Below are 25,647 nucleotides of genomic sequence, written 5' to 3' on the forward strand. Positions count from 1 at the left end.
TTATTTAACATTTTTTTATTTTTGCTAAACTTTTAGATTGAATAAAATGAAAGAAGCCATCAAGATGGTCGTATTTGATATGGCAGGTACGACAGTGAACGAAAATAATATTGTTTATAAGACGCTTAGAAATGCAATAAATACGGTAGGGGGATACGAACTGACATTAACAGAGGTATTGGCCCATGCTGCAGGTAAGGAGAAGCTACAGGCAATTAAGACTGTACTCAAAAATAGTTTGGATGTTGATGATGATGAATTGGCTCAACGGATGTTTACTTTGTTTTTGAAAGACTTGGAACACGCTTATGAAGTCGAGGAAATTTACCCTAATGCGAATGCGGAAGAACTATTTGCAATCTTGAAAGAGCGGGATATCTTGCGTGTGATCAATACGGGCTATGATCGTAAGACAGCCGAGTCACTTTTGGAGAAGCTTAATTGGAAAGTTGGCAAAGATGTAGATGCGTTAATTACTGCTTCTGATGTACCTCGAAACAGACCTTATCCAGATATGATTGATATGGCCATGCAAAAATTTGAAATTACCGATTCGAGTGTGGTGATGAAAATTGGAGATTCCATCATCGATATACAGGAGGGGCAACAAGCGGGTTGTGCTTTGAGTATTGGTATAACAACAGGTGCACATGATGCGGCTCAACTTAGATCGGCAAATCCAGATTATGTGATTGATGATCTACTGGAGATTGTTGAAATACTTGAAAAGAAGAATATATCCAATACAGTCGTCTAGTCTTTGACGCAGTTTAATAAAAAAGCGGGTATTTCCTACAAGAAATACCCGCTTTTGATTGTGATATGATCCACATGTTATTGCATTTGTATGCCTTCCATTGAATTCTGGTTTTTGTTTTTCTTAAACATATTCATATCTATTTTTCCAAAACGGTAGGAAAGATTCAATTTGATCAACTGTGGATTAGAAAGTCGATAATAGGTTTGAGAGAACCCTTCACCCGATGAAACAATGGTATTGCCACGTGTTCTGAAGATATCGTTGATGGCCAATGTTGCTGAGGCAGCCTGATTTTTCAAGAAGCTTTTCTTGATGGCAAAGTCGATACCATAGAATGGTTTGATATAGCCTTGTGAAGAGCTTTGCGCCTGGTTCATTGGTGGACCGAATGTTTGACCCTGTGTCACTGGCATATTTGTTTTGCCTTGATATTCAAAGGCTAGCTGTAGATTCCAGTTTTTCTGTAGGTTGAATGTATTGTTCAATTTTACAAATACTGTCCACATACCTTCCGAAGGCGTTTTCTCATCCACCTCAATTTTGGAATTATAGAAGTTAAGGTCTGCAGTCAGATCCCACCATTTTTTGAGATTATTGGTATAAGTAAATTCTGCCCCATAATTCTTGCTGGAATTGGCATTGATATAGGTATTAATGAAATCCATTTTGTTCGTTACCGGATTGAGTTCCTGTGTCAGGTAACGTGTAATTAGATTGTTTGTGCGTTTATAGTATACTGTTGCCAAAAATGTACCTTTTCCATGTGTACGGCTGTAGGAAAGTTCGCCGGATGTTGTGAATTCAGGAACAAGGTCAGGGTTACCGCGTGTAATATTCAAGCTATCCGTGTAATCAACAAATGGGATGAGCTGAAAGAAGTTCGGACGGTTGACACGACGGGTTACGCTCATCTGTATTTGGTCTTTTTCGGTTAGCTTTTTGCTCAAGAACAAAGAAGGAAATAAGCTCAGGGGATACTTGTTGTGGAACTTTTCGTTTGTATTCAAAAGTTCACCGTCGTAAGTTGAGCTTTCCGCGCGCAGCCCAACTTTATAGGATACCCAGTCTTTGAGGTTTCCTCCAAGTGAGGCATAGGCTGCATAGACGCTGTTTTTATTGTTATAGTTGGCTGATGCTGCGGTGATATTCTCAAAATCATCTTTGTCCACTGCTTTTAAGGAATTATTATTGAGATTTTTGAGTTTATTGATCTGTGCACGCACACCAGTTTCGAGTTTCATGCCATTTTTGAATGGTTTGACATAATCTGCCTGCACAGTCATGAACTTATTATCACCGGAACCGATGTTTTTTTGGATCTGAGTTCCGCTGATTTCGCTGCTTGCATTGCGGTAATTGGTGGTGTATAAACCATTGGATGTGTTGCTGCCGCCAAAATAATTGAAATCGACAGATAATTCTTCGCCTTCAGTTTTGAATTTTTGAACAAGACCTGCCTGCAACCCCCGTGGTTTAAAGCTTCTCTCAGACTCGGAAATCCGATCGCTGCGTGATTCGATGTTGCCGGAGTTGGTTAAGATCGACGAGTTCTCATTCGGCTTAAATTTACCCTGAACCAATACGCCGGCTACAGATAGCGTTGTTTTGGGACTTAAGTCGTAATCTACGCCGAGTCGGCCAAAGGTAATCATACCTTTTGTTTTGCCTTCAATATCTTGATCTACTGTTGATTCTATGCCATTAATTGTACTGGTACGGTGGCTGTCGCCCTCGGTGTTGGTCCGCATGCGCATATTCATTCCCGTCAGTGAGATGTTGAATTTATTTTGACGCAGATTTAAACTACCCATAAAGTTGGTTCCACCAAAGCGGTCTCCACCTAAGGTGACCATACCATTGTATCCAGCTTTCTTATTTTTCTTCAGAATAATGTTGAGGATACCGGCCATACTTCCGGAAGCGTCGTATTTGGCAGATGGATTTGTGATAATTTCGATTTTATCGATCACATCGGCAGGAATCTGATCGGGAGTGAGTGTGGTTGGTTTTCCATCGACAAAAATTGTAGGGGCTGCGTTTCTCAGTTTTACGTTTCCGTCGATATCTACTTGTACAGAAGGCATATTGCGGAGCACATCGATCGCTGTACCGCCAGCTGCAACGATATTTTTCTCTACGTTGAAGACTTTTTTATCGATGTCCATTTCGAGTAGTGCCTTGCGGCCAGTCACGGTAACTTCATCGAGTTTACGGTTGTCATCGTCCAATTTGATCGCACCTAGATCTTTGTTTGTTGTTTTGCTATCGCTATAGTCTACAGCAAGATCTATCGGCACATAGCCTACAGAACTAATTTTTAGTTTCCATTTTTCTTTTGGTGAAATGGCTGCGAAATTGAATTTTCCATTTTCTGAAGAGCTGGTACTTTTTACGAGAATTTCCCTTTCTTTCCCTGTAGCTTGATCCTTGATAACCTTCAATAAATTCACGGAAGCTTGTGAGATAGGTTTCCCGTTGCTGTCCACAATTTGGCCCGAGAGCTGACCTTCGGACATGGCGAAAGCAGGACGACCACCTGCAGGGGCTTGAGCGTGTACGGAAGCAACCGCAGTTGCCATTAGCGCTATTGCTATAAATCTTTTCATTTTTTCTTTGCTATTCTACCGGCTACGCGGATTAGGCTGTTCGATAGTACACAAATTTGAAAAGGATTTTTTAGCTATGCAATCATCTGTAGACCGAAGCGGCCAATGTGTAGACGAACGGATAATTGCATCGATTCAATTTGTGGCGGTAGCATTAGATAAACTGTTCGATATTTTTAATATATTTTTTACCGATAGGAAGGGCGGTTTCAGGTAGGGTGAGTTTGCTTTGGGCGACCTGCTCAATACGATTTTTATTGACAATAAAGGAATTATGTATGCGTAGGAAGTCTATTGTAGGTAATATTTTTTCCATTCCACGGAGGTTGCTGCGCGTAAGAAGGGGCGATTCACGGTCCACCAGGTATATTTTTACATAGTCTTTCAAGCCTTCGATGTAGCTGATTTCATGGAGAAAAATTTTCGTCTTTTTATATTCTACATTGACGATAATATGATCCTGTTCGGGGAGCTGTTTTGCACGGAGCAGCATACCCTCTTCTACTTTTCGGACAGCCGCTGCGAGTCGTTCTTTTGAAATCGGCTTAAGCAGATAATCAATGGCATTTAGCTCGAAACCTTCAACAGCATATTGATGATAGGCCGTGGTGAAGATAACCAAGGGGCGGGGGGCGAGTTCGCGAATAAACTGCGTACCCAATTGATCGGGCATTTCAATATCCAGAAAAATCAGATCGATAGCGTGATTTTTTAAATATTCTTCCGCTTCGGCCGTCGCATTAAATTTATGGACGACTTCGATTTGCTCAAAATTCAACAAGTCGTCTTCTAAAATATTGAGCGCGAAGGGTTCATCATCTACGAGTATACATTTAATCTTCATCGGTCATTAATTTGAGGGTGACTTCGAAATCTCCAGCATCGGTTTTTCTGATCCTGAGTTCATGTCGATTGGGATACAATAATTGTAATCGTCTGCGTACATTGGTCAGTCCTATACCTTCGTTTGAACGCTGTTCTGTATGTTGTAAGATTCTATTGCGGGATATAAAGATAATGCCACCCGAAGTCTCCTGAAATTGAAACTGTATCTGTGGTGCAGTTTTGCTATCCACACCATACTTGAATGCATTCTCTACAAAATGTATGAAGAGTAATGGGGGGATCATTCTGTTTTTGACCTTGACTTCGATATCAAGTGCTACATTTCCTTGGATAGGAAGACGAAGGGTCTGTAAGGCGATAAAATTGCGCATATGGTCGATCTCTTTAAAAAGTTCGACTTTGGGGCCGTCTACCTCGTAAAGTATATAGCGTAGCATTTCGGATAACTTAACAATAGTGTCTTCGGAATCTGGTGATTGTTTACGAATGAGCCAACGGATATTATTAAGTGTATTGAATAGGAAATGTGGGCTGATCTGTAGCTTTAACATCGTTAGTTCTGCCGTTGTTTTTTCAAGCGCAATCTGTTTGTTGAGTTCCTTTTGTCGCGCTTGCTCATCGTAGAGGAAGATCATTGAAGACGTGATCATACAAAGGGAGTAAATAATGCCTGGGCCGATGACCAACCGTACAAAAAGAATATTTTCCTTCGTCAGATGAGCAAGCTCTCCAGCTGGATTAAAATAGACTATGCAGTAGTTCAGCGCTACGTAGGTGGCAAACCCAAGTGCCATTAATAGCACAAAGATCTTTCTGCGGCCAAAAAAATAGGTGGGGGCTACAACGTAGCAATGCAAGTAAAAATGAGTAGCCAGAAATATAATATTTAGCAAATGCGATAATGCCGAATAAGCTTTGAAATCAGCGATCTTATCCGGCTGATAGAGATACGTTATAAAGGGTAACAGCAGTAATATGGTCCAGATGACAATATGTAAATAGAATTTTCTGAAGAATCTGCCAATCATGTTATGTCTAATTAATCCCTTTGCTTTTGGATAAGACCAAACTTAGATAAATTGCTTTTTATATGCAATATAAATACGTTTCTATGCAAAAACAATTATGCATCGAAGCCTGCTTTACTAAGGTTATCATGATCTGTTGTTAATCGGTGTGATGTTAAAAACATGATCTGTTATTAATCGATGTAGTGTTAAAACGCGACCTGTTGTTAAATGTATAATGTAAAAAGAGGTTTGCTAAAGAAGACGAAAGCGGGAAATACACTGGACTGTTGGAAATAGTTTTGTATTTTGCAGGTATAAACTTTGTAACGTGACATTCAATCCAAACCGATATCAGCATATGCCCTACAGACGCTGTGGGAAGAGTGGTATTCTCTTGCCAGCCATATCATTGGGGCTTTGGCAAAATTTTGGTGAAACCGATATCCCAGCAGTATTCCGGAAAACTTTGCTGACCGCTTTTGATCGTGGAATCACCCATTTTGACCTTGCCAATAATTATGGTCCTCCTCCGGGAAGTGCCGAAGAGAACTTTGGACAGCTATTGCGTACCGATTTTGTGGGCTATCGTGATGAACTTTTAATTTCCACTAAAGCGGGTTATACCATGTGGCCGGGGCCGTATGGTGATTGGGGAAGCCGTAAATATTTGATGGCCAGTTTACATCAGAGCTTAAAACGGATGAGTCTCGAATATGTGGATATATTTTACCATCATCGACCTGATCCGAATACACCGTTGGAAGAGACAATGGCAGCATTGCGAGATATTGTTCATCAAGGAAAGGCCTGCTATGTAGGCTTGTCCAATTATCCTCCTGATCTTGCTCAGAAAGCTGCTGCGTTATTGCGTGCCATGGGGACACCATGCCTTATTCATCAGCCTAAATATTCAATGCTGGTGCGGACACCCGAGGAGAGACTTTTGGATGTGCTGCAGGCAGAAGGAATCGGAGCGATCGCTTTCTCTCCTTTGGCACAGGGACTGCTAACCAACAAATATCTCGGCGGCATTCCGGCGGATTCACGTGCTTCGAAAGAACATTTTTTGAAAAGTGAAATGATCACTCCAGAATTAATGGAGAAGATCGACCGGTTGAATAATCTTGCGGTACAAAGAGGGCAAACATTGGCACAAATGGCAATTGCATGGTTGTTGAAAGATGAACGCGTAAGCTCGGTTTTAGTAGGGGCGAGAAATAGTGAGCAGCTGGTTGATTCCCTCAAGGCCCTGGACAGGTTGGACTTTACGACGGATGAATTGACGCATATCGATACTATTCTGAAGCATAATTAATCACCTAATTGATCATATCATGTTTGCCTTTGAAGCACAATTAGAAATTATTGGTATCAATCCTTTTGTTTTTGTTCCTACGGATATTCTTGAAAACCTATTTAAGGATGCAGGAATAAACAAGGGATATATTCCTGTGAAAGGAAAAGTGAATGAAAAGGATTATGTTCAGACGTTGCTGCGGTTTAAGGAGGAGTGGAGACTGTACATTAACACGGCTATATTGTCGAATTCGCCGAAACGAATCGGTGAGACCTTAGCCGTAACAATCGCTTTTGATCCGGAAGACCGCACTATTTTGCCTCACCCCGAACTTGAAGCAGCATTTGCACTAAATAAGGAAGCTCTGCAGGTATTCGATGGATTGTCTCCATCAAAGCAAAAGGAAATTATCCGCTATATTTCTTCCTTAAAAACTGCGGATAGTCGAAGAAAAAACATCGAAAGGGCAATCGGTTTTCTTTTGGGTAAAAACCGATTTGTGGGACGTGAAAAGCCCTAAGAAATCAGACCAGTACTTCGATGTATGTACTGTAATGCTGGCCAGATATCGGGATTATTGGTCAGAGTCTTAGCAATAATTTGAATATACTTATGGATAATTCTAAAATTGTATGGGGTATCATCGGCTGTGGTGATGTCACAGAAAAAAAAGCGGACCAGCGTTTAATCGCATAAATAATAGTCAGCTAATGGCTGTAATGCGAAGAGATGCGACGAAAGCTGCTGATTATGCTAGTGGACATCAAGTACCCTTGTGGTATTCAGACGCGGACGATTTGCTCGATAATATCGATCTCAATGCGATTTATGTAGCAACGCCACCGTCATCTCATCTCGCGTATGCACTATCTGCCTTGCGTAGGGGGAAATCTGTTTATGTTGAAAAGCCCGTTACGTTAAATGCGATAGAAGCAGAAACATTATTGCAGGAAGTAAAAGAAAGAGACGGGAAGTTGGTAGTTGCCCATTATAGGCGGCAATTGCCTTTGTTTCTGAAGGTTAAGGAGCTTGTTGGAAATGGTGAAATTGGTGAGTTAAGGACGGTGCAATTGCGTTTATGGCAGAGTAGAATGCCTGACCTAGTGACCAAAGGTGGCGGAGATTGGCGTACTGATCCTGCTGTTTCGGGAGGCGGTTATTTCTTTGATTTAGCCCCACATCAATTAGATTTGATGCTCTATTTTTTTGGAATGCCGGTTTCATACGATGGTTTTAGCTTGATTCAGGATAAAGAAAGTGCTGTAGCTGATCTGACCACAGGAACGATTTTGTTTGAAAATCAGCTTGTCTTCAATGGAAGTTGGTGTTTTAATGTTGCCAAAGAAAACCAGGTAGATAAGGTTGAAATTGTAGGAAGCCTTGGGCATATTACTTTTTCTATTTTTGGAAATTCAGTTGTTGTCAAAACAAGAGATGGAGAGAAGGAATTTATATTTGATCATCCTGAAAATATTCAATTGCCGATGATTTCGCGTACGGTAGATTATTTCCGCGGTATCGGGCCAAATCCATCTCCGATTGAGGAAGCCTTGGTTCTGATGAAGATTATCGATAACTTTTCGACAATAAGACCATAGTGTTTTCGTCGTTCTTATCCTAAGCAGCATGATACCATGTACGATCTGTTGGGTCTACCAGCAGTGTTTTATTTTGCGCATTGCTTTGCAATGCTGTGAGTGACAGTACACCCATAAGGAGTACTGTCAACTGATTGAATTTGTTCATCGCTGAATGTTAAATTTTTGCTAAAGCAAGATTGATAAATGATAGTTCTTCGGCGGTAAGCGTGATATCGATGGCTTGCGCATTTGCTATGGCCTGTTCTGCATTTCGGGCACCTGCCAAAACCACAGTGATCGCAGGCTGTAGACTGGTCCAGCGTAATACCAATTGAGAAAGTGTTACACCTTTGTTCGTGGCAATTGGACTGATGGTATCCAAGAAAGTCTTTACCTTGGCCAGATCAAATTGTTGGAAATAACCATTGCGGTGGTCGTTTTCTTTTAATTTACCTGTATTAAAATATTTACCGGTTAATAAACCTCGTTCCATAGGGCTATATACAATGATACCTAGATCATTTTCCTTTGCATAAGGAACAAGGTCCTGTTCGATACCTCGGTTTAGCATACTGTAACCAACTTGATTATTCGCGATGTTGAGGTTCTTCCGTGCTTCTGAAACTTGATCGACACTATAATTGCTGACGCCGGCGGCACGGATCTTACCTTGTTGTAAAAGAAGATCCAAGGCTTCCATCGTTTCCGAAATCGGGGTCGTGCTATCTGGCCAGTGAATCTGAAGTAGATCGATGTAGTCCGTACGTAAGCGTTTTAGGCTATTCTCTACTTCATGAATTACACTGGTTTTTGACGAATATTTATAAACTGGAATAGTTTTACCAGCTTCTTCTGCATCAAAGAAAAATTCACCTTTTCCTTGGTTACTGCCGTCCCATACCAAACCAAATTTGGTCAATAGCTGTATTTTGGTCCGATCATAATCCTGTATTGCCGCACCGATCATTTCTTCACTTAAACCAAATCCATAAAAAGGGGCTGTATCCAATGTAGTGACACCATTGTCGATCGATGCTTTTACAGCATCAATAGAATCTTTCTTTTCATTTCCGTCCCACATGTTGCCGCCAATGGCGAAAGCTCCATAAGTAATTGCTGATAATTCTAAATCTGTTTTTCCTAATTTTCTGTATTCCATTTTTTTTATTTTTTATGTTTCTTGTTAAAATTATTTATTATGCTAGTGCACCTTTTTTATCAAATAAATCTGTTCGAAATAGCACTTATTATTATTTTAATGATTGATAGCACAAAGTTATAATCCTGATTTTTATTATTAAAATAATTTAAATTGTGTTATTCTATTATTTTTATAATATATTATTAAGTGTTTTTTTAAGGAAAGAACGGGGGCATTCCTGTTAAGTTTTTCTTGTGCAATCCTGCTCAAACTAGTAAATCTATATAAGGCAGTTGGTCTTGTGAGCAATCACATTTTTATTGGGATAGCTGTTCGGTAAAAGAATAACAATGCAATTGACCTATTCCTTTAAGCAATAATCATATTATATTGTTCTGGTTTATGGCAGATCATCCGATATACTAGGTTGTCAAAAATATTCCCTTTCATAAAACTTCTGTTGAATCGATAGGTATATTCATTAATATATTCCTGTAGATCTCCAACGTGATGGTACATTCCTCTCAACCAGCTTTTAAAGGTCATGATAACCCTGTGTAGTTCTGGGAAGTTCTCACCTTTCTTACCAGATTTGACACGCTCCATATTTTCGAAATCTTTCAATATCGGCTTATAACCTGTCCATTTGTCGGTGGTCACCTTAGCCTGTGGCTCTATGTTTTGCTTCATGAAGCTACCTAAGTTGATCGCATCGGCTTTGTCTATCACCTTGGCGTAAAAGCGCGAAACTCCGTTGCCTTTCTTTTCTATAGCAACCACCACAAGCTTCTTCTTTCCTTTTTTACGTCCTTTGGAATTTTCATCCTGACCGCCAACAAATGTTTCGTCAACTTCCACAACTCCACGCAAAGGAAATTTACCGCTGCTCTCCATCGCTTTCATCACTTTGCGTTTGAATAACCATGCTACTTTTTGCTTGATCCCTAACTTCCTGCCAAGCTCGGTACTGGCAATACCCTTTTTGTTTGTACTTATGAAGTATACTGCGTAAAAGGCTTTAACTAAAGGAAACTTAACCTTATGGAATAGGGTGCCTGCTGTAGGAGATTCCAAATAACGGCAGCGATTGCACTGACGGTCATGCTCTTTTATTCCCTTGCAAAAACTCCCGTAACCACATTTCTTACATTTGTAACCATCTTGCCATTTCAAAGCCGATAAATAAGCTAAACAATCAGCATCACTGCTAAATTGCGACTGAAAATCGAACAAACTCAACTCTTTTTCTTTATTGCCTACCATACCTAAATTTAATCACCTAAAGATAAGAAAACTAAATTATTTAGCAAAAGGATAGGTCAACAATGCAAAAAGTAGAACAATTTAAACCTGATGTGATTATTATTGGATCGGGTTTAGCAGGACTTACGACAGCAATGGAAGTCACCAATGCTGGTAAGAAAGTGCTTCTTGTAGATCAGGAAACGGAAGAAAATCTAGGGGGACAGGCCTATTGGTCCTTCGGGGGACTTTTTCTTATCAATTCGCCACAACAACGTCGCATGGGGATTAAGGATTCTTATGAACTAGCCCGACAGGATTGGATGGGGACTGCCGGGTTTGACCGCGAGGAGGATTATTGGCCACTACAATGGGCTGAGGCTTACTTGAAATTTGCAACAGAAGAAAAGTCTGCCTACATCGCTAAGCTTGGTATAAAGCTGATGTTTATGGTCGGTTGGGCGGAGCGCGGTGATGGTTCGGCCTCGGGGCATGGTAATTCCGTTCCTAGATTTCATGTCAGTTGGGGGACCGGAACCGGAGTTGTGAAACCTTTTGTGGATAAAGCTTATGCTGCGCAGGAAAAAGGTCTTCTGCAGTTTCGCTTTCGACATCGCGTAACAAAATTGCTAACGCAAGATGGTGCGGTAATTGGAATTGGAGGTGATATATTGGCAGACGATCACCAGGCAAGGGGTGTTGCAACCAACAGAACTATTCTTGCAGCGTTTGAATATTATGCAGATCAGGTCGTTATTGCTTCTGGAGGGATCGGCGCAAATCATCAATTGGTACGCGAAAACTGGCCTGAACGATTAGGGAAAGCACCGGCACAAATGATTTCAGGTGTTCCCGCCTATGTCGATGGAAAAATGATCGGAATTGCGGAAGAGGTCGGGGCTCATATGATAAACCGCGATCGCATGTGGCATTATACGGAAGGGATTGAAAATTGGAATCCAATATGGCCTAACCACGGCATCCGTATCTTGCCTGGGCCCTCTTCGCTGTGGTTTGATGCCCGCGGTACCAGACTTCCTGCGCCTTATTTGCCTGGATTTGATACCTTGGGTACACTCAAGCATCTGCAAGAGACAGGCTTTTCTTATTCCTGGTTTATTCTGACGCAGAAGATAATCAAAAAAGAGTTTGCTCTTTCGGGTTCAGAACAGAATCCAGATATTACCAACAAGGATTATAGGTTATTTTTGAAACGCATTTTTGGGAAAAATGCTCCCGGGCCCGTTGAGGCCTTTAAGGAAAAAGGATCTGATTTTATTGTTTCGGACAATCTAAAGGATCTGGTAGCTCGTATGAATCGTTTGACAGGGGAGGATTTATTGGACTATGAAGCAATTAAATCGCAAATTGAAGCGCGTGACCGGGAAGTAGATAATAAGTTCTCAAAAGACACGCAAGTGAATTATATCCGGAATACACGGAATTACCGTGGTGATAAATTAGGCCGAGTGGCAGCCCTTCATAAAATCCTGGCGCAAGAAAATGGACCGCTCATTGCGGTACGTCTCCATGTACTGACCCGGAAAACCTTAGGCGGTCTTAAAACGAATCTCCAAGCACAAGTACTAACAAAGGATGACGAGGTGATAAAGGGCTTGTATGCTGTGGGTGAGGTGGCGGGATTTGGTGGTGGCGGGATGCACGGCTATCGGGCACTGGAAGGCACGTTTTTGGGAGGATGTATTTTCTCCGGCATGAAAGCCGGACAACATATTGCGAGTCTGACAAAGATACCATCTGTCTAAGAAATGTGATGAAAATTAATTTTTTTCTTCATGTTAAAATAGAGGTTCCATAGGCAATCAATACGATGTTTGCCTATGGAATAAGGAACTATTAAGCTTTTTTTCTGATAGAGCGCATCGTTTGGAGAAGAACAGAAACGAGTACAAGAGCGAGTCCAACATAGAAGGAAGCATTGACTTGTTTGCCTTCGTTGAAGAATAAAAAAGCAATGATAATTGAATAGATGGGCTCGAGATTGAAACTCAAATTGACCGTAAATGCAGATAACTTCTTGAGTGATTCAGCAAAAAGAACATAAAGGCCAACTGTACAAAATAAAGCCAGCAAGATTAAATAGACCCCATCAGAAAAGCTCGGTATAAAACGTTCGGTAGGAAATAGATAATAGAAAATGGGCAGCCCAAATCCCAATACAATGGTGCCACTAAGCATCTGATAAAAATTGAGCAATTTACTATCATATTGTTTGACTAATCGCTCGTTGTAAATGGTATATAGAGCCGCAAAAGTAGTTGAAATTACCCCCAAAATAATCCCAAGTTGATAAGAGCTATCAAAATGAAAAATTAAACTGATTCCGATCAATGTCAGCATACTTAACATGAGTTGCGCTGCGCTAAATCTTTTCTTGTTGATGATTGGCTCTAATACAGCGGTAAAGAAACTGGTTAGGCAATAGCAAACAACGCCAATGGAAATGTTGGAAAACTTGATGCTACCATAAAAAAATATCCAGTGGATGGTGATTAATACGCCGACTTTCGCAATTTTAAACGCATCTTTAGTGGATTTTAAACGCTCAATTTTGAATAATTTGAGAACGAAGAATAAGATGATTGTTGAAAGTAAGACCCGAAACCAGACGAGTGGAATTTGATTGAGCGTAATGAGCTTGCCGAAAACACCGGTGAAGCCTGCGAGCAGTACTGCGGTATGAAGTACTAAATATGATTTTTTCATAAGAGAAATGTCTTTCCCATAAAGGGAAATTTAAAAGCTAAATAAATAGTTAATCCTTATATCATCCGAATTTGCTCCTGATCGGAAGCCATTATTCGTTTGACATCGCGCTATATTATTTTGCTGGAGGAGAAAGACAAGTTCTTCGGCCCATGGTTTTATGATTGGTTTTAACAAATATAGAAATTATCTACAGCATTCAAAGTGTTATATTTCAGCTATTTTGTTTGGATTAATATTTTTCATCCTAAAGACTAAATGTTATATTAGTAATCACATCTGTCCTAAATAAATTTTAGGATTGGATTTCTGTGGTACAGGCATAGCTTTTTTCATCATTTCGATATTGACCCCTATTTTTCAATCTGCGAAGATCTTTAGCTGTCCCTTTTTTCCTTTTATAGGTGGCCTGAGAAAGGGATCATCTATCCATTGCCAGATGTTTATTTTCACGAAGATATTCATTCTGATGAATGCGACCAGATTGGACAGGTTCCAGTCATATTTGGCCTTTTTTTGTAAGTATTTTAACAGTAATATGCCAATGAGTGAAGTCCAGATCTGGATCATCACTGCATTTTCAGAAGTCCCTATGAATGTCGATACTTTTAAGCGCTGCTTTAGATGCTTGAAGAAGACTTCGATATGCCAGCGTTGTTTATAGATGTTTGCCACCAAAGAAGCCTTCCACTTCGTATTATTGGTCAAAAAGTGGTACTCATTGCCAGTGGTGCTGTCCCAAAAGTGGATCAGGCGTAACGGTGTGGAATTGTATTTATTGCGGGCAGCGCCGGAAAGCTCAATGAGCTCATCCTTAAGGATGCCCTTTTCCTTAAGGGCATCGCTCTGGTAGGACTTGATAACGTTGTACTTCATGTTCACTTTACTCCTGGTAACAAAATAACAACCCCTGCTGTCCAAATCCCCAAGCCAGCTGTAATCCACGTAGCCACGGTCCACTACCACCACGCTTCCCTTGGAAAAACTGTAACTACCGGCTCGCTGGCTCTCATGTACTTTTCCATCGGTAATCTGCATAAAAACAGGTAGACAGCCATCATAATCCAAGACAGTGTGCAGCTTTACGGCACCTTTGGTGCTGCGAAACTTTGCCCAGTCAAATACAGATAGACATAAGGGGATGATGCTTGCATCCATCAGATATACTTTACGCTTTAGCTGACCAAGATCTTTGCGAAAATGGGTGTCCTTTTGCCAAAGCCTATCCAAAACAGAATAGTAAAGATCTTTGAAAAGTTCATGGGTACGGTGTGTGTTGATATAGGATATATTAGACTTACTTGGAGCTCTTACTACACCTAAGTGGTTCAGATTACCAGTGGTACTGCGTAGACCGTTACTAATATCACGGACCGAATCTGCCGAGGAAAAATGACAGAAAAGCATACTGACTAGATGCGTCCAGCTGTTGATCCCTTTCTGATGTTTGTCACTTTTGTGCTTTGAAACCAAATCTTTGAATAATTCGCGGTCGATAAGAGATAAAATCTGACTAAAAACATTTAAATTTATCATGGGGTGTGTTATAATTTTGTGATTTAAATATAGCGATCTCGCTATATCAAAACACCGCCATTTTTTAAACGTTTAGGACGCAAGTGATTAGTAATCTCGCTAGGGGGGATCCCAAGATAATCGTCTTCCTAGTAATGAATACACAATATCAATATAAACCAAACTAAACAATGAAGAGAAAAGAATTTATCCGAAATACGAGCCTATTGGCAGCATCGGCGCTTTTTGCACAAACAAAAGTATTCGGTTTTCAAGCTGATACGGTTCGTGTAGGGCTGATCGGTACAAACGGAATGGGTTGGTCCAATCTGAACGCCATCTTGAAAGTACCAGGAGTGCAGTGTACGGCATTATGTGATGTCGATGAAAATGTTTTGGGAAATCGAGCTGAGGAATTAAAGAAACGCAATATCAATGTGAAGACTTACATCGATTATAAAGGCCTCCTAAAAGCAAATGACGTTGATGTTGTTATTGTCGCTACCCCCGATCATTGGCATTGTATGCAAATGGTTGATGCTGTTGCGGCCGGAAAAGATGTGTATGTCGAAAAACCGATTGGAAACTCCATTCGGGAATGTGAAATTATGGTTGCAGCTGCTAAAAAGCATAAGCGCGTTGTACAGGTTGGGCAGTGGCAACGAAGCCAACAACATTTCAGAGATGCGATGGATTTTGTTCATAGCGGAAAATTGGGGAAAATACGTCTTGTTAAGGCTTGGGCTTACCAAGGTTGGATGAAGAGTATCCCGGTTCAGGCAGACGCTCCTGTTCCTGCGGGAGTACATTATGATAAATGGTTGGGGCCAGCACCAAAACGTGCATTTAATCCCAATCGTTTTCACTTCAATTTTAGATGGTATTGGGATTATGCGGGTGGCTTGATGACCGATTGGGGGGTACATATGTTGGATTATGCGCTAATTGGAATGAAAGTATCAGATCCTGTTTCGGTTATGGCTGCTGGAGGTAAATTTGCTTATCCTGACGATGCCGCTGAAACACCAGATAGTTTAACAACGGTATACGAGTTTGATGGATTTAATGTTCAATGGGAGCAGGCAACAGGTATAGATTTGGGGCCCTACCAAAAGACTCACGGAGTTGCTTTCATTGGCAATAATGGTACTTTGGTGGTCAATCGTGAGGGTTGGGAGGTTATCCCGGAGAAAGGGCGAATGGATGCTGTCTCTTTTCAACGTTCACAAGATAATGGGTTGGACAAGCATATGGTTAATTTTGTTGAAGCAGTTAGAAAGAAATCCGTGGAGGGTTTACATGCTCCGATAGAAGCCGGGGCACATATCGCGATATTCTCACAAATGGGAAATATTGCTTATCGGGCCAAAAAGAAATTGTTTTGGGACAAACAAAAGCGCAGTTTCAATGATAAGGATGCAGACCAGTATCTGGCGAAAGTTTATCATAATGGTTATAGCCTGCCCAAAGTCTAAGATGTTAAAAATAGGTATTAAAAAGATATTGTTTTGTCTAGCACTGGCGGGGTTGGTTGTGAACCAGGTTTCAGCGCAACAGATGGAACACATGTGGAATGGTGAAGGGGGAAATAAACCGATTGCCGAAAATAGAGGGAAACTGTTTCGTGAAGGCAAATATGCGATGTTTATCCATTGGGGAATCTATTCGCAGCTGGCAAATACCTGGAAGGGAAAAACGTTTTATGGCATAGGGGAGTGGCTCATGAACAAGAACATGGCCAATATACCTGTTGCGGACTATATGGCTGCTGCGGGTTCTTTCCGTCCAGATCATTTTGATGCTAAAGCTATTGTGAGGCTTGCAAAAGATGCGGGAATGCGTTACATCGTGATTACAAGTAAACATCATGATGGATTTTCAATGTTTCATTCTAAGGTGAATTCTTTTAATATTGTTGAGGCGACTGACTTTAAGCGCGATCCAATGATTGAGCTCGCAAAAGCATGTAAGGAAGGTGGGATCGGTTTTGGCTTCTATTATTCGCAAAATCAGGATTGGACTTATCCTGGCGGAAATGGAGGGCCTAAGGTGAATGCAGCTGGTCAACCGAAAACATTTGATGATTATTTTTGGGAAAAATGTTATCCTGAGGTGAATCAGATTACAACTGAGTATGGACCGATAGAATTGGTCTGGTTCGATACTCCAGGTGGGATGGATAAGAAATACGCACAAAAACTTGTCGAATTGGTTCATAAAAATCAACCCGGAGCATTTGTGTCGGGGCGAGTGGGGCACGGGCTTGGTGATTATGCTACTTTAGGAGATATGGAAGTGCCGCGGCAGAATGTTCCGGGTCTTTGGGAAGCAGTAGATGTAACTAACGATTCTTGGGGTTATGCTTGGTACGACAATAATTGGAAGAGTGCTCGTGAGATCTTGTCACGTACATTGTCGACTATTGGTCGAGGTGGGACCTATATGTTAAATGTTGGACCTAAACCCGACGGGACTATTCCAGAGCCAGCGAGCTTAGCTTTGCGCGGTGCGGGTGCCTGGATCCGAAAATATCCAGAGACCGTTTATGGCGCACAGGCGTCACCTTGGGGGCATGCTTTACCCTGGGGAGATGCTACTGTACAGGGAGGTAAAATTTCATTGTTGGTCTATCATTGGCCGGCCAATGGAAAGTTATTTGTTCCGGGCCTAACAAAAGGGATAAAGTCGATTAACCTTTTAACTTCCAACGGCAAAAAGTCCTTGAATTACACGTTCGATGGAAAATGGCTAAAAATCAATACGCCAGGTGTAGCTCCCGATTCATTGGTTTCTGTCATTGAGGTAGTTATGCGGGAAATGCCCGTTATTGATAAAATGTTTGGAGTTGATCCGGCCATGGAGACAATTGTGCCTGTTGATTTTGCTGAAGTTGAAGGATGTAATAAAACTGGAAAATCCTGGATGGAAAAATTCGGTGAATGGAAGCATGTGGTTCAAGTAGGGCAGTGGACTGATGAAAGTAAATTAACGTATGCTATAGACATTATTAAGCCAGGCTATTATCAAATTGATCTAAATTATACGGGGCAGGGGAGAATGGTGTGGAAGATCGAAAACTCGGATGGGGAGATCGTGCAGAATCAGCAAGCGGCCTCTTCTGTGTATAATTGGTACCCTTGGGGATGGATGAAATTTAAGGCTCCGGGGCGCTACAAAATTACTGTTTCTTTAGTGGATGGGGATGCTGATAAACTCAGTCTTACTGCACTTCGATTTAAATCTGTAGAATAGAGCTCAAAAGTCTATTCTACAGATTCTTCAATAATCACCTTTCTGTGCTCTCGGCCCCAGTTAATCATTTCTTGGATGATATTACCAAATGTCCGGCAATAGGCAGTCGGTAGGTATTCAATCAGCACAGGGCTGTCCGGATAGACCTTTCTGTTAACAAGCTTGTTGAGTTCCATATCTTTCAATTCTTTGGACAGCATACGTGTCGTGATACCAGGGATACTTCGTTCAATTTCTCGAAACCGTTTATTACCGTTGCATAGTGAATTGATAATAGGAATACGCCATTTTCCGCCTATAAAATACAGGGTGTCTTGTAATGCTCTTAGTTCTTCTACTTGATTTCTTTCCATGGTAATTTTGGTATACTCTATTATACTGGTATCAAATGTATATCAAATACCTGATATATTTGTCAAAAAAAAAGAACAATGGAAAATTTAGAAAACAAAGTCGTCTTAGTTACAGGAGGGAATAGTGGAATTGGTTTCGCAACAGCAAAGGAGTTTAGTGAAAATGGAGCACAAGTTATTATTACAGGAAGAAGAAAGCAAGCTATTGATCAAGCTGCTGAGCGGATAGGAGCAACAGCCTACGTGGCGAATCAGGCTATACTGCAAGATATTGAAAAACTTGCTCAGGAAATAAAAGATCGGTTTGGATATATTGATGTCCTATTTATAAACGCCGGTATTACAGGTGAAGGAGGTTTTATTGATGAAGCATCAGAAGCAAATTTTGATGCAGTAATGGATATCAATTTAAAAGGCTCATATTTTACATTGAGCAGATTTATCCCATTACTTCGCGATGGTGCGTCTGTCGTTATTCTTTCTTCTAATGTAGCGACCTTAAATATGCCAGCGAGTTCGATTTATCAAGCGAGTAAAGCGGCCGTTAATTCCTTCGCCAAAACAGCGGCAATGGAGCTTGCAAACCGTAAAATTCGTGTAAACACGGTGAGTCCTGGTCCGACTAGGACAGATGTGCTTAACAAGAATTATGACCAGCAGACTGTCGAAAATATTTGGAATAAGTTGGCTACTGAATCTCCACTCAAAAAGATAGGTACAGCCGAAGACGTCGCTAAAATGGTTGTTTATCTGAGTGGTGATCATGCATCTTACATTACTGGTGCTGATTTTGTTTTAGACGGTGGAATGGGTATCAATCATTCTTAACCACCTGCATAGCGCACTAAGAGGACTTTAGGTGAAGAACTTATCCTTCGTAGATATTCAATTATTATCATACGAAGGATAATCAATAGTTCAGATTCTTTGTCTGATCTCGCTTATTTATATTGGGGCGGATTGCATGCTAATTTTACAGCATTAAATAGTTTCAGCTATTCTTGCAGCAGCGTCTGTATTTTTTCAATAGAATCCTCATTCTCCAAAAACTCAATATAAGGTAACAATGGTTCAATATCCTTTTTGTCCATTGTTTCTATGTCTTCAAATAAAGCATTTACAAAATCAGTGCAAAAAGATTTGCCAAAGCTGTAAGTGTTTATTCTCGCCAGATCCTCACAATTGATTTCGGTGGCATTCAGATTAAATACAAGCTCAGGAATTTCGTAGTCGCCTTCCGCTGGATAGCCGATGTACCTAAACATGCTTTCTTTCCACACGCGAAATAGGATTTGATGCGAGACATGTTTCCCAAAGTATTCGAACACTTTGGAAAGTATATCGTAAGCGGTTTCTTTCTCAAAAACACCAGTAATGCTTTTGTCGATCAATTCGGCATAGGAAATAAAAATTGAGCTATCAAAATGAACATCAAAATTAGCGGTCAGCATGGCCACAATATGTTCTCTGGGTTGAGTTCTTAAAAGTTGTCTTGCTGTTAATGAGGTTAAGTTATGCTTTTGTTCTCGACCGTGGCTGTCGGGGAGGAGTACGGTGTGTTCTTTGTCGAGGAGCGAGATGACGAATTTCCAATCTTCGGGCCTTTTGAGAATCCTGCAGTTCTGGGCGAGATAACCGCTCCTTTTAGGGTCGGGTTTCTTATCGCCAACAATAACTTCTCCAGGTTGAATAATATGTTCTGGAGGAACTTTAAACCTGCGTATATGCACAAAGAGTTCTTCTCCGGAAGGTAACGCAAGAGTACCAAATCCTTTGTTATTGTCGAACCATTTGACTGCGCCGATAAACATGGCTGGGGTTGAGTTTTGTTTCAATAGTATAAAGGTAATGAATAAATGCCTTTATTAGGTATTGAAAATGAAATATTTGCAATTATTTGTGCTATATCACTGATTTTTCTCGTATTTACCTACTTATTTGGTTGGGGAAAAGATTTTCGGAAGGCCAAAGGCGACATATTTGTCTTCGCTTTGAACAAAACGGAGAGATACCTTGGCATTAATGGTTCTGACCCTGCTGATAATCGGACTTTGGTTATGCGTGCGGTTGAAAAACACTATCCACAGCTCGTGGAAAAATACCAACGATTGTTTGGTCCGGACGGTAAACTTTCGAGCTATTATCGACAGGCATTTGCGGAAAAGGTAAAGGGATTATGTGTACAATATGGGCTGCGAGACAGGCTGTTTTAGCTACTAAGTTTACTGATTTTATCTTCAAAAAATCAGATCTCATTTTTGTTTTTATAAGTTGTTGTAAAATAGGTTTATATGGTCCGAAAAAGACGTTAAATTTATTTTTCGTACCTTTGTACTGTCAAAAGACAGAATGGCGTGAGTTTATTCCGCTATGGCTTTGTGCCTCTGGCACAGCCTAGGTTGTTCGTTATACTTGTTGAAGTATATTTTGGAGATGCTTTTTGAATGGAGCATTTCGTCTTTAAAAGATTAGTTTCTTTTTCATCATTGCTCTTACCGAACCGAGAGTAAAGTATGTTAGTTAATAAGTTGATTGAACTGTACGAGTAAGATTTCGATCAAACGAACTCAACTGTAGGGATATTTTTATTTGTAAGAAAATAGCGTAGGCGTATGGCCTTAGTGGATTACTCATGCCCTTATGGTTTATTTATGTTTAAAAAAATTAAAGAATGGATAAAACTAGCAAGGTAAAAGTAAAAGTTGAAGACTTGGTACTTGTTTTCGGAAAACAGAAGAAGCAAGCTTTGAAATTACTAAATGAGGGTTTCTCCAAAAAAGAAATCTTGGCAAAGACAGATTGCACGATCGGAATCAACAAAGCTAATTTTGAAATCTTCGAGGGTGAATTCTTTGTTATAATGGGACTATCAGGGAGTGGGAAATCTACGCTGCTCCGTTGTCTTAATCGATTGAACGAACCTACATCGGGAAAGGTATTTGTCAATGGAGAGGATATTACAGGGAAAAATAATAAAGATCTTCTTGAAGTCCGTAGGACAGAAATGAGTATGGTCTTTCAAAAGTTTGGTCTGTTGCCACATCATACCGTATTAAGCAATGCCGCTTTTGGTTTAGAACTAAGAGGGGAAGAACGGGAAAAACGGGAATCTAAAGCTCAGAAAGCGCTGGATGTAGTAGGACTGAGTGGATTTGAGCAACAGTTACCGTCTCAGTTATCTGGTGGTATGCAACAGCGGGTTGGACTGGCTCGGGCACTTGCCAATGATCCCGAAGTATTGCTGATGGATGAGGCATTTTCAGCACTAGATCCCCTGATTAAAACCGAAATGCAAGATCAGCTATTGGAGTTGCAGGATAATTTACAAAAGACGATCGTTTTTATTACCCATGATCTCGATGAAGCAATCAAATTGGGCGATCGTATTGCTATTATGAAGGATGGTGTCATCGAACAGATCGGTACTGCGGAAGATATCTTGACAAATCCAGCAAGTGACTATGTTAAAGCCTTTGTTGAAAAAGTGGATCGCAAGTCCATCATTTCGGCAGGTTCACTGATGTTTGAGAAACCTACTGTTGTACGTTTCAAAAAAGATGGCCCTGAGGGGGCTCTACGTAAAATGCGGTCGACAGGAATTGAGATTCTCCCTGTAGTTGATGCTCATGAGACTTTTCTTGGTTTTGTTCATATGAGTGAAGTCATTCAATCTGCAAAGCGTAGGGAACCTACCGTAGAATCCATTATACATACGACCGTTCCAACTGTATCAAAAGAGGTGACCGTTGAAGAAATGTTGCCCTTGATATCGGAGATCCGGTCGCCAATTGCTGTGGTGAATGAACATAATCGTTTGTTGGGGATCGTAACACAGACATCATTGATTATCGAAGCGACAAAGTATAATGAAGAAGAAATTATTGAATTAAAAGAGAAAGCAAATAATCAGTAGAAATGAATAAAGTAATCGATATAGGACAATACATTGCTGTAGCCGTCAATTGGCTGACAGATCATTTAGAACCATTTTTTAACTTGATAAAAAATACGGGGAATGCATCCATTATTGGACTGGAATGGGTGCTAACAACAATACCTTTTTTTATTATAATCGCATTATTTACAGGTTTAGCCTGGTGGAAATCTGGAAAAGGGGTTGCATTGACAACATTGGTGGGATTAACATTGATCTATCTGATGGGATTTTGGATTGCAACGATGGAGACTTTGGCCCTAGTGTTGGTAGCTACACTGACAGCATTGGTTATATCAGTTCCTTTGGGCGTGTGGGCCGCGAAGAATAAACTAGCAGCGAAAATCATTCGGCCCTTACTTGATTTAATGCAGACGATGCCTGCCTTTGTTTACTTGATTCCAGCGGTGTTATTTTTTAGTATCGGTAAAGTCCCGGGAGCTTTTGCTACCATTATTTTCGCTATGCCACCTGCCGTCCGTTTGACGACTTTAGGGATTGATGCGGTTCCAAAAGATATCGTGGAAGCTGCACGTTCATTTGGAGCAACCAATAGTCAGATCTTATTTAAAATAGAGCTGCCCTTGGCTACAAAAACAATCTTAGCAGGGATCAATCAGACCATATTACTGTCTTTATCTATGGTTGTTATTGCCGGAATGATTGCTGCTGGTGGCTTGGGAGAAAAAGTGCTTGAGGGTATTAATAACTTGGATATTGGTCTTGGTTTTGAAAGTGGTTTGTCCGTTGTGATTCTCGCTATTATTTTGGATCGAATCACGCAGGGTTTTGTAAAAAAGAAAGCATAGTATGAGGAAAATAAAAAGTATGGTATTGTGTCTGATGGTGTTGTTGCTTGCGTCATGCAGCACAGGTCGGAATAAAAATATTATTCATATCGGTATGGTCGATGGCTGGGCCGAAGGGGTCGCAATGACAGAGGTCGCAAAAGTTATTATGGAAGAAAAGGGATATCATGTTGTTGTCCAGCGGGCTACGCCAGATATGATCTTAGCCTCCATGAACAATGGCGATACAGATCTATATATGGATGTCTGGCTGCCATTGACCCATGGAAGTAAAGTGGCTAAATTCCCCAATATTGAAGAGCTTGGAACGAGTTATAACCATGCGCGAAATGGACTTGTTGTACCGGATTACGTAACAATTGATGGAATTGAAGAGTTGAAAAAACATGAAAAAGAGTTTGATAAACGGATCATTGGAATAGAAAAAGGGGCTGGAATAACACGTGCCGTGGATCAGGTGATCAAAGATTATAGCCTCGATTATAAGCATGTGAACTCATCTACCGTAGCTATGATCACGGAATTGCAAAATGCAATCAAAGCAAAACGTTGGATTGTGGTAGCTGGCTGGCAGCCGCATTGGATGTTTGCTAAAATGAAATTGAAGTTTTTGGATGACCCCAAAAAGACATTGGGTGATGCCGAGCAAATTAAAATTTTTGCACGGGGAAACTTTAACATTGAGCAGCCTGAGCTAGCCCGATTTTTCTCCAAAGTCTACTTCGATGAATCAACAATGGCTGATTTGTTGTCAAAAATGCAGGGAAGCCAGGACAAAGCATTTACGGCAAAAGAATGGGTCAAGAAACATAACGATCTCGTAAAGGGCTGGTTATTGTAAACTGAGGTGATTAAATAGTTATGCTCCCCCAGTACGCTACCCGGCATAGCATAAGGAGGGCATTGTCATTACGACAATGCCCTTAAAAATTTACGGGCCAGTTGAATTTGTTGTTGTTGTATGCTGGATAAAGGATATCTGCTATCATCAATCCATGTGTCGAGCCCCTTTGGAAATTCCCAGGCGAAATCTAACACTTTCGCTTTTTCTGCGGCTAAAATAATGTCATGTTTCGTTGCATTTGGATTGGCAATCTTGATGTTATTATAAATGCTATCCTGGATGAGTGGAAAGTTGTCTGCCATATCCTGATTTCTATTTGTATCCATAGTGAATTATTTTTCAAATAATTAAGAATGATTCTAAATAATTTTATACTTTAGTCAAAGATAGCAGGCATTCTATTGTTATGGCGTCTGCATAAAGGAGTAAAATGTCCGTCGAAGGGAATATTTTTGTTAAGGTATATTGCCTAATGTGCGTATTTAAAATAATTAAGAATGATTCTAAATAATTTTATACTTTAGTCAAAGATAGCAGGCATTCTATTGTTATGGCGTCTGCATAAAGGAGTAAAATGTCCGTCGAAGGGAATATTTTTGTTAAGGTATATTGCCTAATGTGCGTAGGACTATTTGAATCCTAAAAGGAATTAAAAATGGCACTAAGATTATATGATATTGATTCACCCAGTTTATTATTGGAGCGGACTTACCCAAGTACCTGCTTTTCTGTCGACACGGGAATTTATGAATCTGTAACACATTTAGATACTACATTCGGAAAAGGTTTTTATAAGGAGGTTTTCTTCGATGGTATTCATATTGGTTACGGTCATGCGCAGTTATTTAAACGGATGCGGTTTCGTTTTGAAACTGATTTTGAAACAGTTGAAATGCACTTTGCCTTAAAAGGCAATAGTCAGGCGAGTGGCGAAATGATGCCCTTAGGTGTAAATTTTGAGACATACCAGCATAATATTATTTACGGAAATTCAATGTGTGGTCAAATGGAGTGGGGGAATCAGGAGTTTCAGTTATGTGAAATAAACTTATCGCCCGAATTTTTTAAAAGATTCCTGCCCGAAGATTATAAATTCTTTGCAGATTTTCGGAATGCTATTGACCGTGGTAAATCGGGATTGCTGACCAATATGCATAGACGGATTACCCACGATATGTATGAAATTATCGACGATGTAATCAATTGTCAACGAAAGGGAATTTTTAAGAAAATTTTCCTGGAAGCAAAGATTATGGAGCTCTTGCTTCTTCAATTGGAACAGTTTCAGGAAGAGGATTTTGTAGCAGTTTCGTTAAAAAAAGCCGATATCGATAAGATATATGCCGTTCGTGAGTTTCTACTAAAAAATATGGATACCAATAGTACACTAGTCAATCTCGCGCATCTGGTGGGTACCAATGAATTCACATTGAAAAAAGGTTTTAAGGAGCTATTTGGTACGACTGTTTTTGGTTTTTGGCATGACGCAAAAATGGAACATGCCAAGAAACTGATCTTAGATGAAGATCGAACAATCGGTGAAGTTTCTGATTTGGTTGGTTACAAAAATCAACGCCATTTTTCGGACGCCTTTAAACGTAAATTTGGAATCCCACCGAGTAAGCTAAAAAATACCTTGTAATGTGGAATAGTTTTTTTTACACTTTACGGACCTTTTATTCCTTCTTACGGAAGTTTTAATAGCGCATGAATCGGGTTTGATAAAAGTCG

Annotated in this window: 24 protein-coding genes; 13 read left to right on the top strand and 11 right to left on the bottom strand. The window is 40.4% G+C overall.

The genetic code is table 11. The features are described 5' to 3' along the window. Positions 1-46 precede the first annotated feature (46 nt). Positions 47-757, top strand: a complete 711-nt coding sequence (locus AACH28_RS23695; protein WP_341831707.1) for an HAD family hydrolase — start codon at positions 47-49, stop codon at positions 755-757. A 77-nt stretch (positions 758-834) separates the two neighbouring features. Here the strand turns inward: AACH28_RS23695 and AACH28_RS23700 are convergent, their stop codons facing one another. From AACH28_RS23700 to AACH28_RS23710, 3 genes are all read right to left on the bottom strand, one after another. After that, on the bottom strand, positions 835-3,366 hold the full coding sequence (locus tag AACH28_RS23700) for a TonB-dependent receptor domain-containing protein (protein WP_341831708.1): 2,532 nt from the start codon (positions 3,364-3,366) through the stop codon (positions 835-837). A 154-nt stretch (positions 3,367-3,520) separates the two neighbouring features. Next, on the bottom strand, positions 3,521-4,210 hold the full coding sequence (locus AACH28_RS23705; RefSeq protein WP_341831709.1) for a LytTR family DNA-binding domain-containing protein: 690 nt from the start codon (positions 4,208-4,210) through the stop codon (positions 3,521-3,523). Continuing rightward, the gene (locus tag AACH28_RS23710) at positions 4,200-5,240 is read right to left on the bottom strand and encodes a histidine kinase (RefSeq protein WP_341831710.1); all 1,041 of its coding nucleotides are present in this window, start codon (positions 5,238-5,240) and stop codon (positions 4,200-4,202) included. Before AACH28_RS23710 ends, AACH28_RS23705 begins: the two co-directional genes overlap by 11 nt. 340 nt (positions 5,241-5,580) lie before the next feature. On the opposite strand from AACH28_RS23710, the gene AACH28_RS23715 reads away from it, so the two are divergent. From AACH28_RS23715 to AACH28_RS23725, 3 genes are all read left to right on the top strand, one after another. Next, on the top strand, positions 5,581-6,537 hold the full coding sequence (locus AACH28_RS23715) for an aldo/keto reductase (RefSeq protein WP_341833140.1): 957 nt from the start codon (positions 5,581-5,583) through the stop codon (positions 6,535-6,537). Between the two features lie 19 nt (positions 6,538-6,556). Continuing rightward, positions 6,557-7,039, top strand: coding sequence for a YdeI/OmpD-associated family protein (locus tag AACH28_RS23720; protein WP_075993494.1), 483 nt, complete (start codon positions 6,557-6,559; stop codon positions 7,037-7,039). A gap of 190 nt (positions 7,040-7,229) precedes the next feature. Next, positions 7,230-8,117, top strand: a complete 888-nt coding sequence (locus AACH28_RS23725; protein ID WP_341831711.1) for a Gfo/Idh/MocA family oxidoreductase — start codon at positions 7,230-7,232, stop codon at positions 8,115-8,117. A 19-nt stretch (positions 8,118-8,136) separates the two neighbouring features. Here the strand turns inward: AACH28_RS23725 and AACH28_RS23730 are convergent, their stop codons facing one another. The 3 genes from AACH28_RS23730 to AACH28_RS23740 form a co-directional block, all read right to left on the bottom strand. Further along, a complete protein-coding gene (locus AACH28_RS23730) occupies positions 8,137-8,265 on the bottom strand; it encodes a hypothetical protein (RefSeq protein ID WP_276521425.1) in 129 nt (42 codons plus the stop codon). Between the two features lie 9 nt (positions 8,266-8,274). Then, a complete protein-coding gene (locus AACH28_RS23735) occupies positions 8,275-9,258 on the bottom strand; it encodes an aldo/keto reductase (protein ID WP_341831712.1) in 984 nt (327 codons plus the stop codon). A gap of 351 nt (positions 9,259-9,609) precedes the next feature. Next, the gene (locus tag AACH28_RS23740; RefSeq protein ID WP_286736520.1) at positions 9,610-10,503 is read right to left on the bottom strand and encodes an IS1595 family transposase; all 894 of its coding nucleotides are present in this window, start codon (positions 10,501-10,503) and stop codon (positions 9,610-9,612) included. Between the two features lie 62 nt (positions 10,504-10,565). Here AACH28_RS23740 and AACH28_RS23745 point away from each other — a divergent pair, with 62 nt between their 5' ends. Then, on the top strand, positions 10,566-12,248 hold the full coding sequence (locus AACH28_RS23745) for an FAD-binding dehydrogenase (protein WP_341831713.1): 1,683 nt from the start codon (positions 10,566-10,568) through the stop codon (positions 12,246-12,248). Positions 12,249-12,339: 91 nt separating this feature from the next. Here the strand turns inward: AACH28_RS23745 and AACH28_RS23750 are convergent, their stop codons facing one another. Both AACH28_RS23750 and AACH28_RS23755 read right to left on the bottom strand, forming a co-directional pair. Then, positions 12,340-13,209: a DMT family transporter gene (locus AACH28_RS23750; protein ID WP_341831714.1), complete on the bottom strand. Its 870-nt coding sequence runs from the start codon at positions 13,207-13,209 to the stop codon at positions 12,340-12,342. A gap of 360 nt (positions 13,210-13,569) precedes the next feature. Then, positions 13,570-14,745, bottom strand: a complete 1,176-nt coding sequence (locus AACH28_RS23755; RefSeq protein WP_115046003.1) for an IS4 family transposase — start codon at positions 14,743-14,745, stop codon at positions 13,570-13,572. A gap of 170 nt (positions 14,746-14,915) precedes the next feature. Between AACH28_RS23755 and AACH28_RS23760 the strand changes: the two genes are divergently transcribed. Together AACH28_RS23760 and AACH28_RS23765 are read left to right on the top strand one after the other, a co-directional pair. After that, the gene (locus AACH28_RS23760) at positions 14,916-16,199 is read left to right on the top strand and encodes a Gfo/Idh/MocA family oxidoreductase (protein ID WP_341831715.1); all 1,284 of its coding nucleotides are present in this window, start codon (positions 14,916-14,918) and stop codon (positions 16,197-16,199) included. Between the two features lies 1 nt (position 16,200). After that, positions 16,201-17,976: an alpha-L-fucosidase gene (locus AACH28_RS23765; RefSeq protein ID WP_341831716.1), complete on the top strand. Its 1,776-nt coding sequence runs from the start codon at positions 16,201-16,203 to the stop codon at positions 17,974-17,976. Positions 17,977-17,987: 11 nt separating this feature from the next. Here the strand turns inward: AACH28_RS23765 and AACH28_RS23770 are convergent, their stop codons facing one another. Beyond that, complete coding sequence (locus tag AACH28_RS23770; protein WP_115050482.1) at positions 17,988-18,329, bottom strand: helix-turn-helix domain-containing protein; 342 nt, start codon at positions 18,327-18,329, stop codon at positions 17,988-17,990. Between the two features lie 78 nt (positions 18,330-18,407). Here AACH28_RS23770 and AACH28_RS23775 point away from each other — a divergent pair, with 78 nt between their 5' ends. Continuing rightward, positions 18,408-19,157, top strand: coding sequence for an SDR family oxidoreductase (locus AACH28_RS23775; protein WP_341831717.1), 750 nt, complete (start codon positions 18,408-18,410; stop codon positions 19,155-19,157). Positions 19,158-19,324: 167 nt separating this feature from the next. Here AACH28_RS23775 and AACH28_RS23780 read toward each other — a convergent pair whose 3' ends face one another. Then, the gene (locus tag AACH28_RS23780) at positions 19,325-20,164 is read right to left on the bottom strand and encodes a cold-shock protein (protein WP_145327869.1); all 840 of its coding nucleotides are present in this window, start codon (positions 20,162-20,164) and stop codon (positions 19,325-19,327) included. A gap of 21 nt (positions 20,165-20,185) precedes the next feature. Between AACH28_RS23780 and AACH28_RS23785 the strand changes: the two genes are divergently transcribed. The 4 genes from AACH28_RS23785 to AACH28_RS23800 all read left to right on the top strand — a co-directional run bounded on the left by AACH28_RS23785 (position 20,186) and on the right by AACH28_RS23800 (position 23,913). Continuing rightward, on the top strand, positions 20,186-20,542 hold the full coding sequence (locus AACH28_RS23785) for a hypothetical protein (RefSeq protein WP_115050486.1): 357 nt from the start codon (positions 20,186-20,188) through the stop codon (positions 20,540-20,542). Positions 20,543-21,000: 458 nt separating this feature from the next. Continuing rightward, a complete protein-coding gene (locus AACH28_RS23790; RefSeq protein WP_201667717.1) occupies positions 21,001-22,242 on the top strand; it encodes a glycine betaine/L-proline ABC transporter ATP-binding protein in 1,242 nt (413 codons plus the stop codon). Between the two features lie 2 nt (positions 22,243-22,244). After that, positions 22,245-23,072 carry a proline/glycine betaine ABC transporter permease gene (locus tag AACH28_RS23795; protein ID WP_341831718.1) on the top strand — a complete coding sequence of 276 codons (828 nt, stop codon included), beginning with the start codon at positions 22,245-22,247 and terminating at the stop codon, positions 23,070-23,072. A 1-nt stretch (position 23,073) separates the two neighbouring features. Then, positions 23,074-23,913 (top strand): glycine betaine ABC transporter substrate-binding protein, encoded by an 840-nt coding sequence (locus AACH28_RS23800; RefSeq protein WP_088162284.1) that lies wholly within the window; start codon positions 23,074-23,076, stop codon positions 23,911-23,913. 68 nt (positions 23,914-23,981) lie between these two features. Here the strand turns inward: AACH28_RS23800 and AACH28_RS23805 are convergent, their stop codons facing one another. Then, positions 23,982-24,242 (bottom strand): hypothetical protein, encoded by a 261-nt coding sequence (locus tag AACH28_RS23805; protein ID WP_046675378.1) that lies wholly within the window; start codon positions 24,240-24,242, stop codon positions 23,982-23,984. A gap of 329 nt (positions 24,243-24,571) precedes the next feature. Between AACH28_RS23805 and AACH28_RS23810 the strand changes: the two genes are divergently transcribed. After that, positions 24,572-25,558 carry an AraC family transcriptional regulator gene (locus AACH28_RS23810; RefSeq protein ID WP_341831719.1) on the top strand — a complete coding sequence of 329 codons (987 nt, stop codon included), beginning with the start codon at positions 24,572-24,574 and terminating at the stop codon, positions 25,556-25,558. Positions 25,559-25,647 lie beyond the last annotated feature (89 nt).

Source organism: Sphingobacterium thalpophilum (genome assembly GCF_038396785.1).
GTDB lineage: Bacteria > Bacteroidota > Bacteroidia > Sphingobacteriales > Sphingobacteriaceae > Sphingobacterium > Sphingobacterium thalpophilum_A.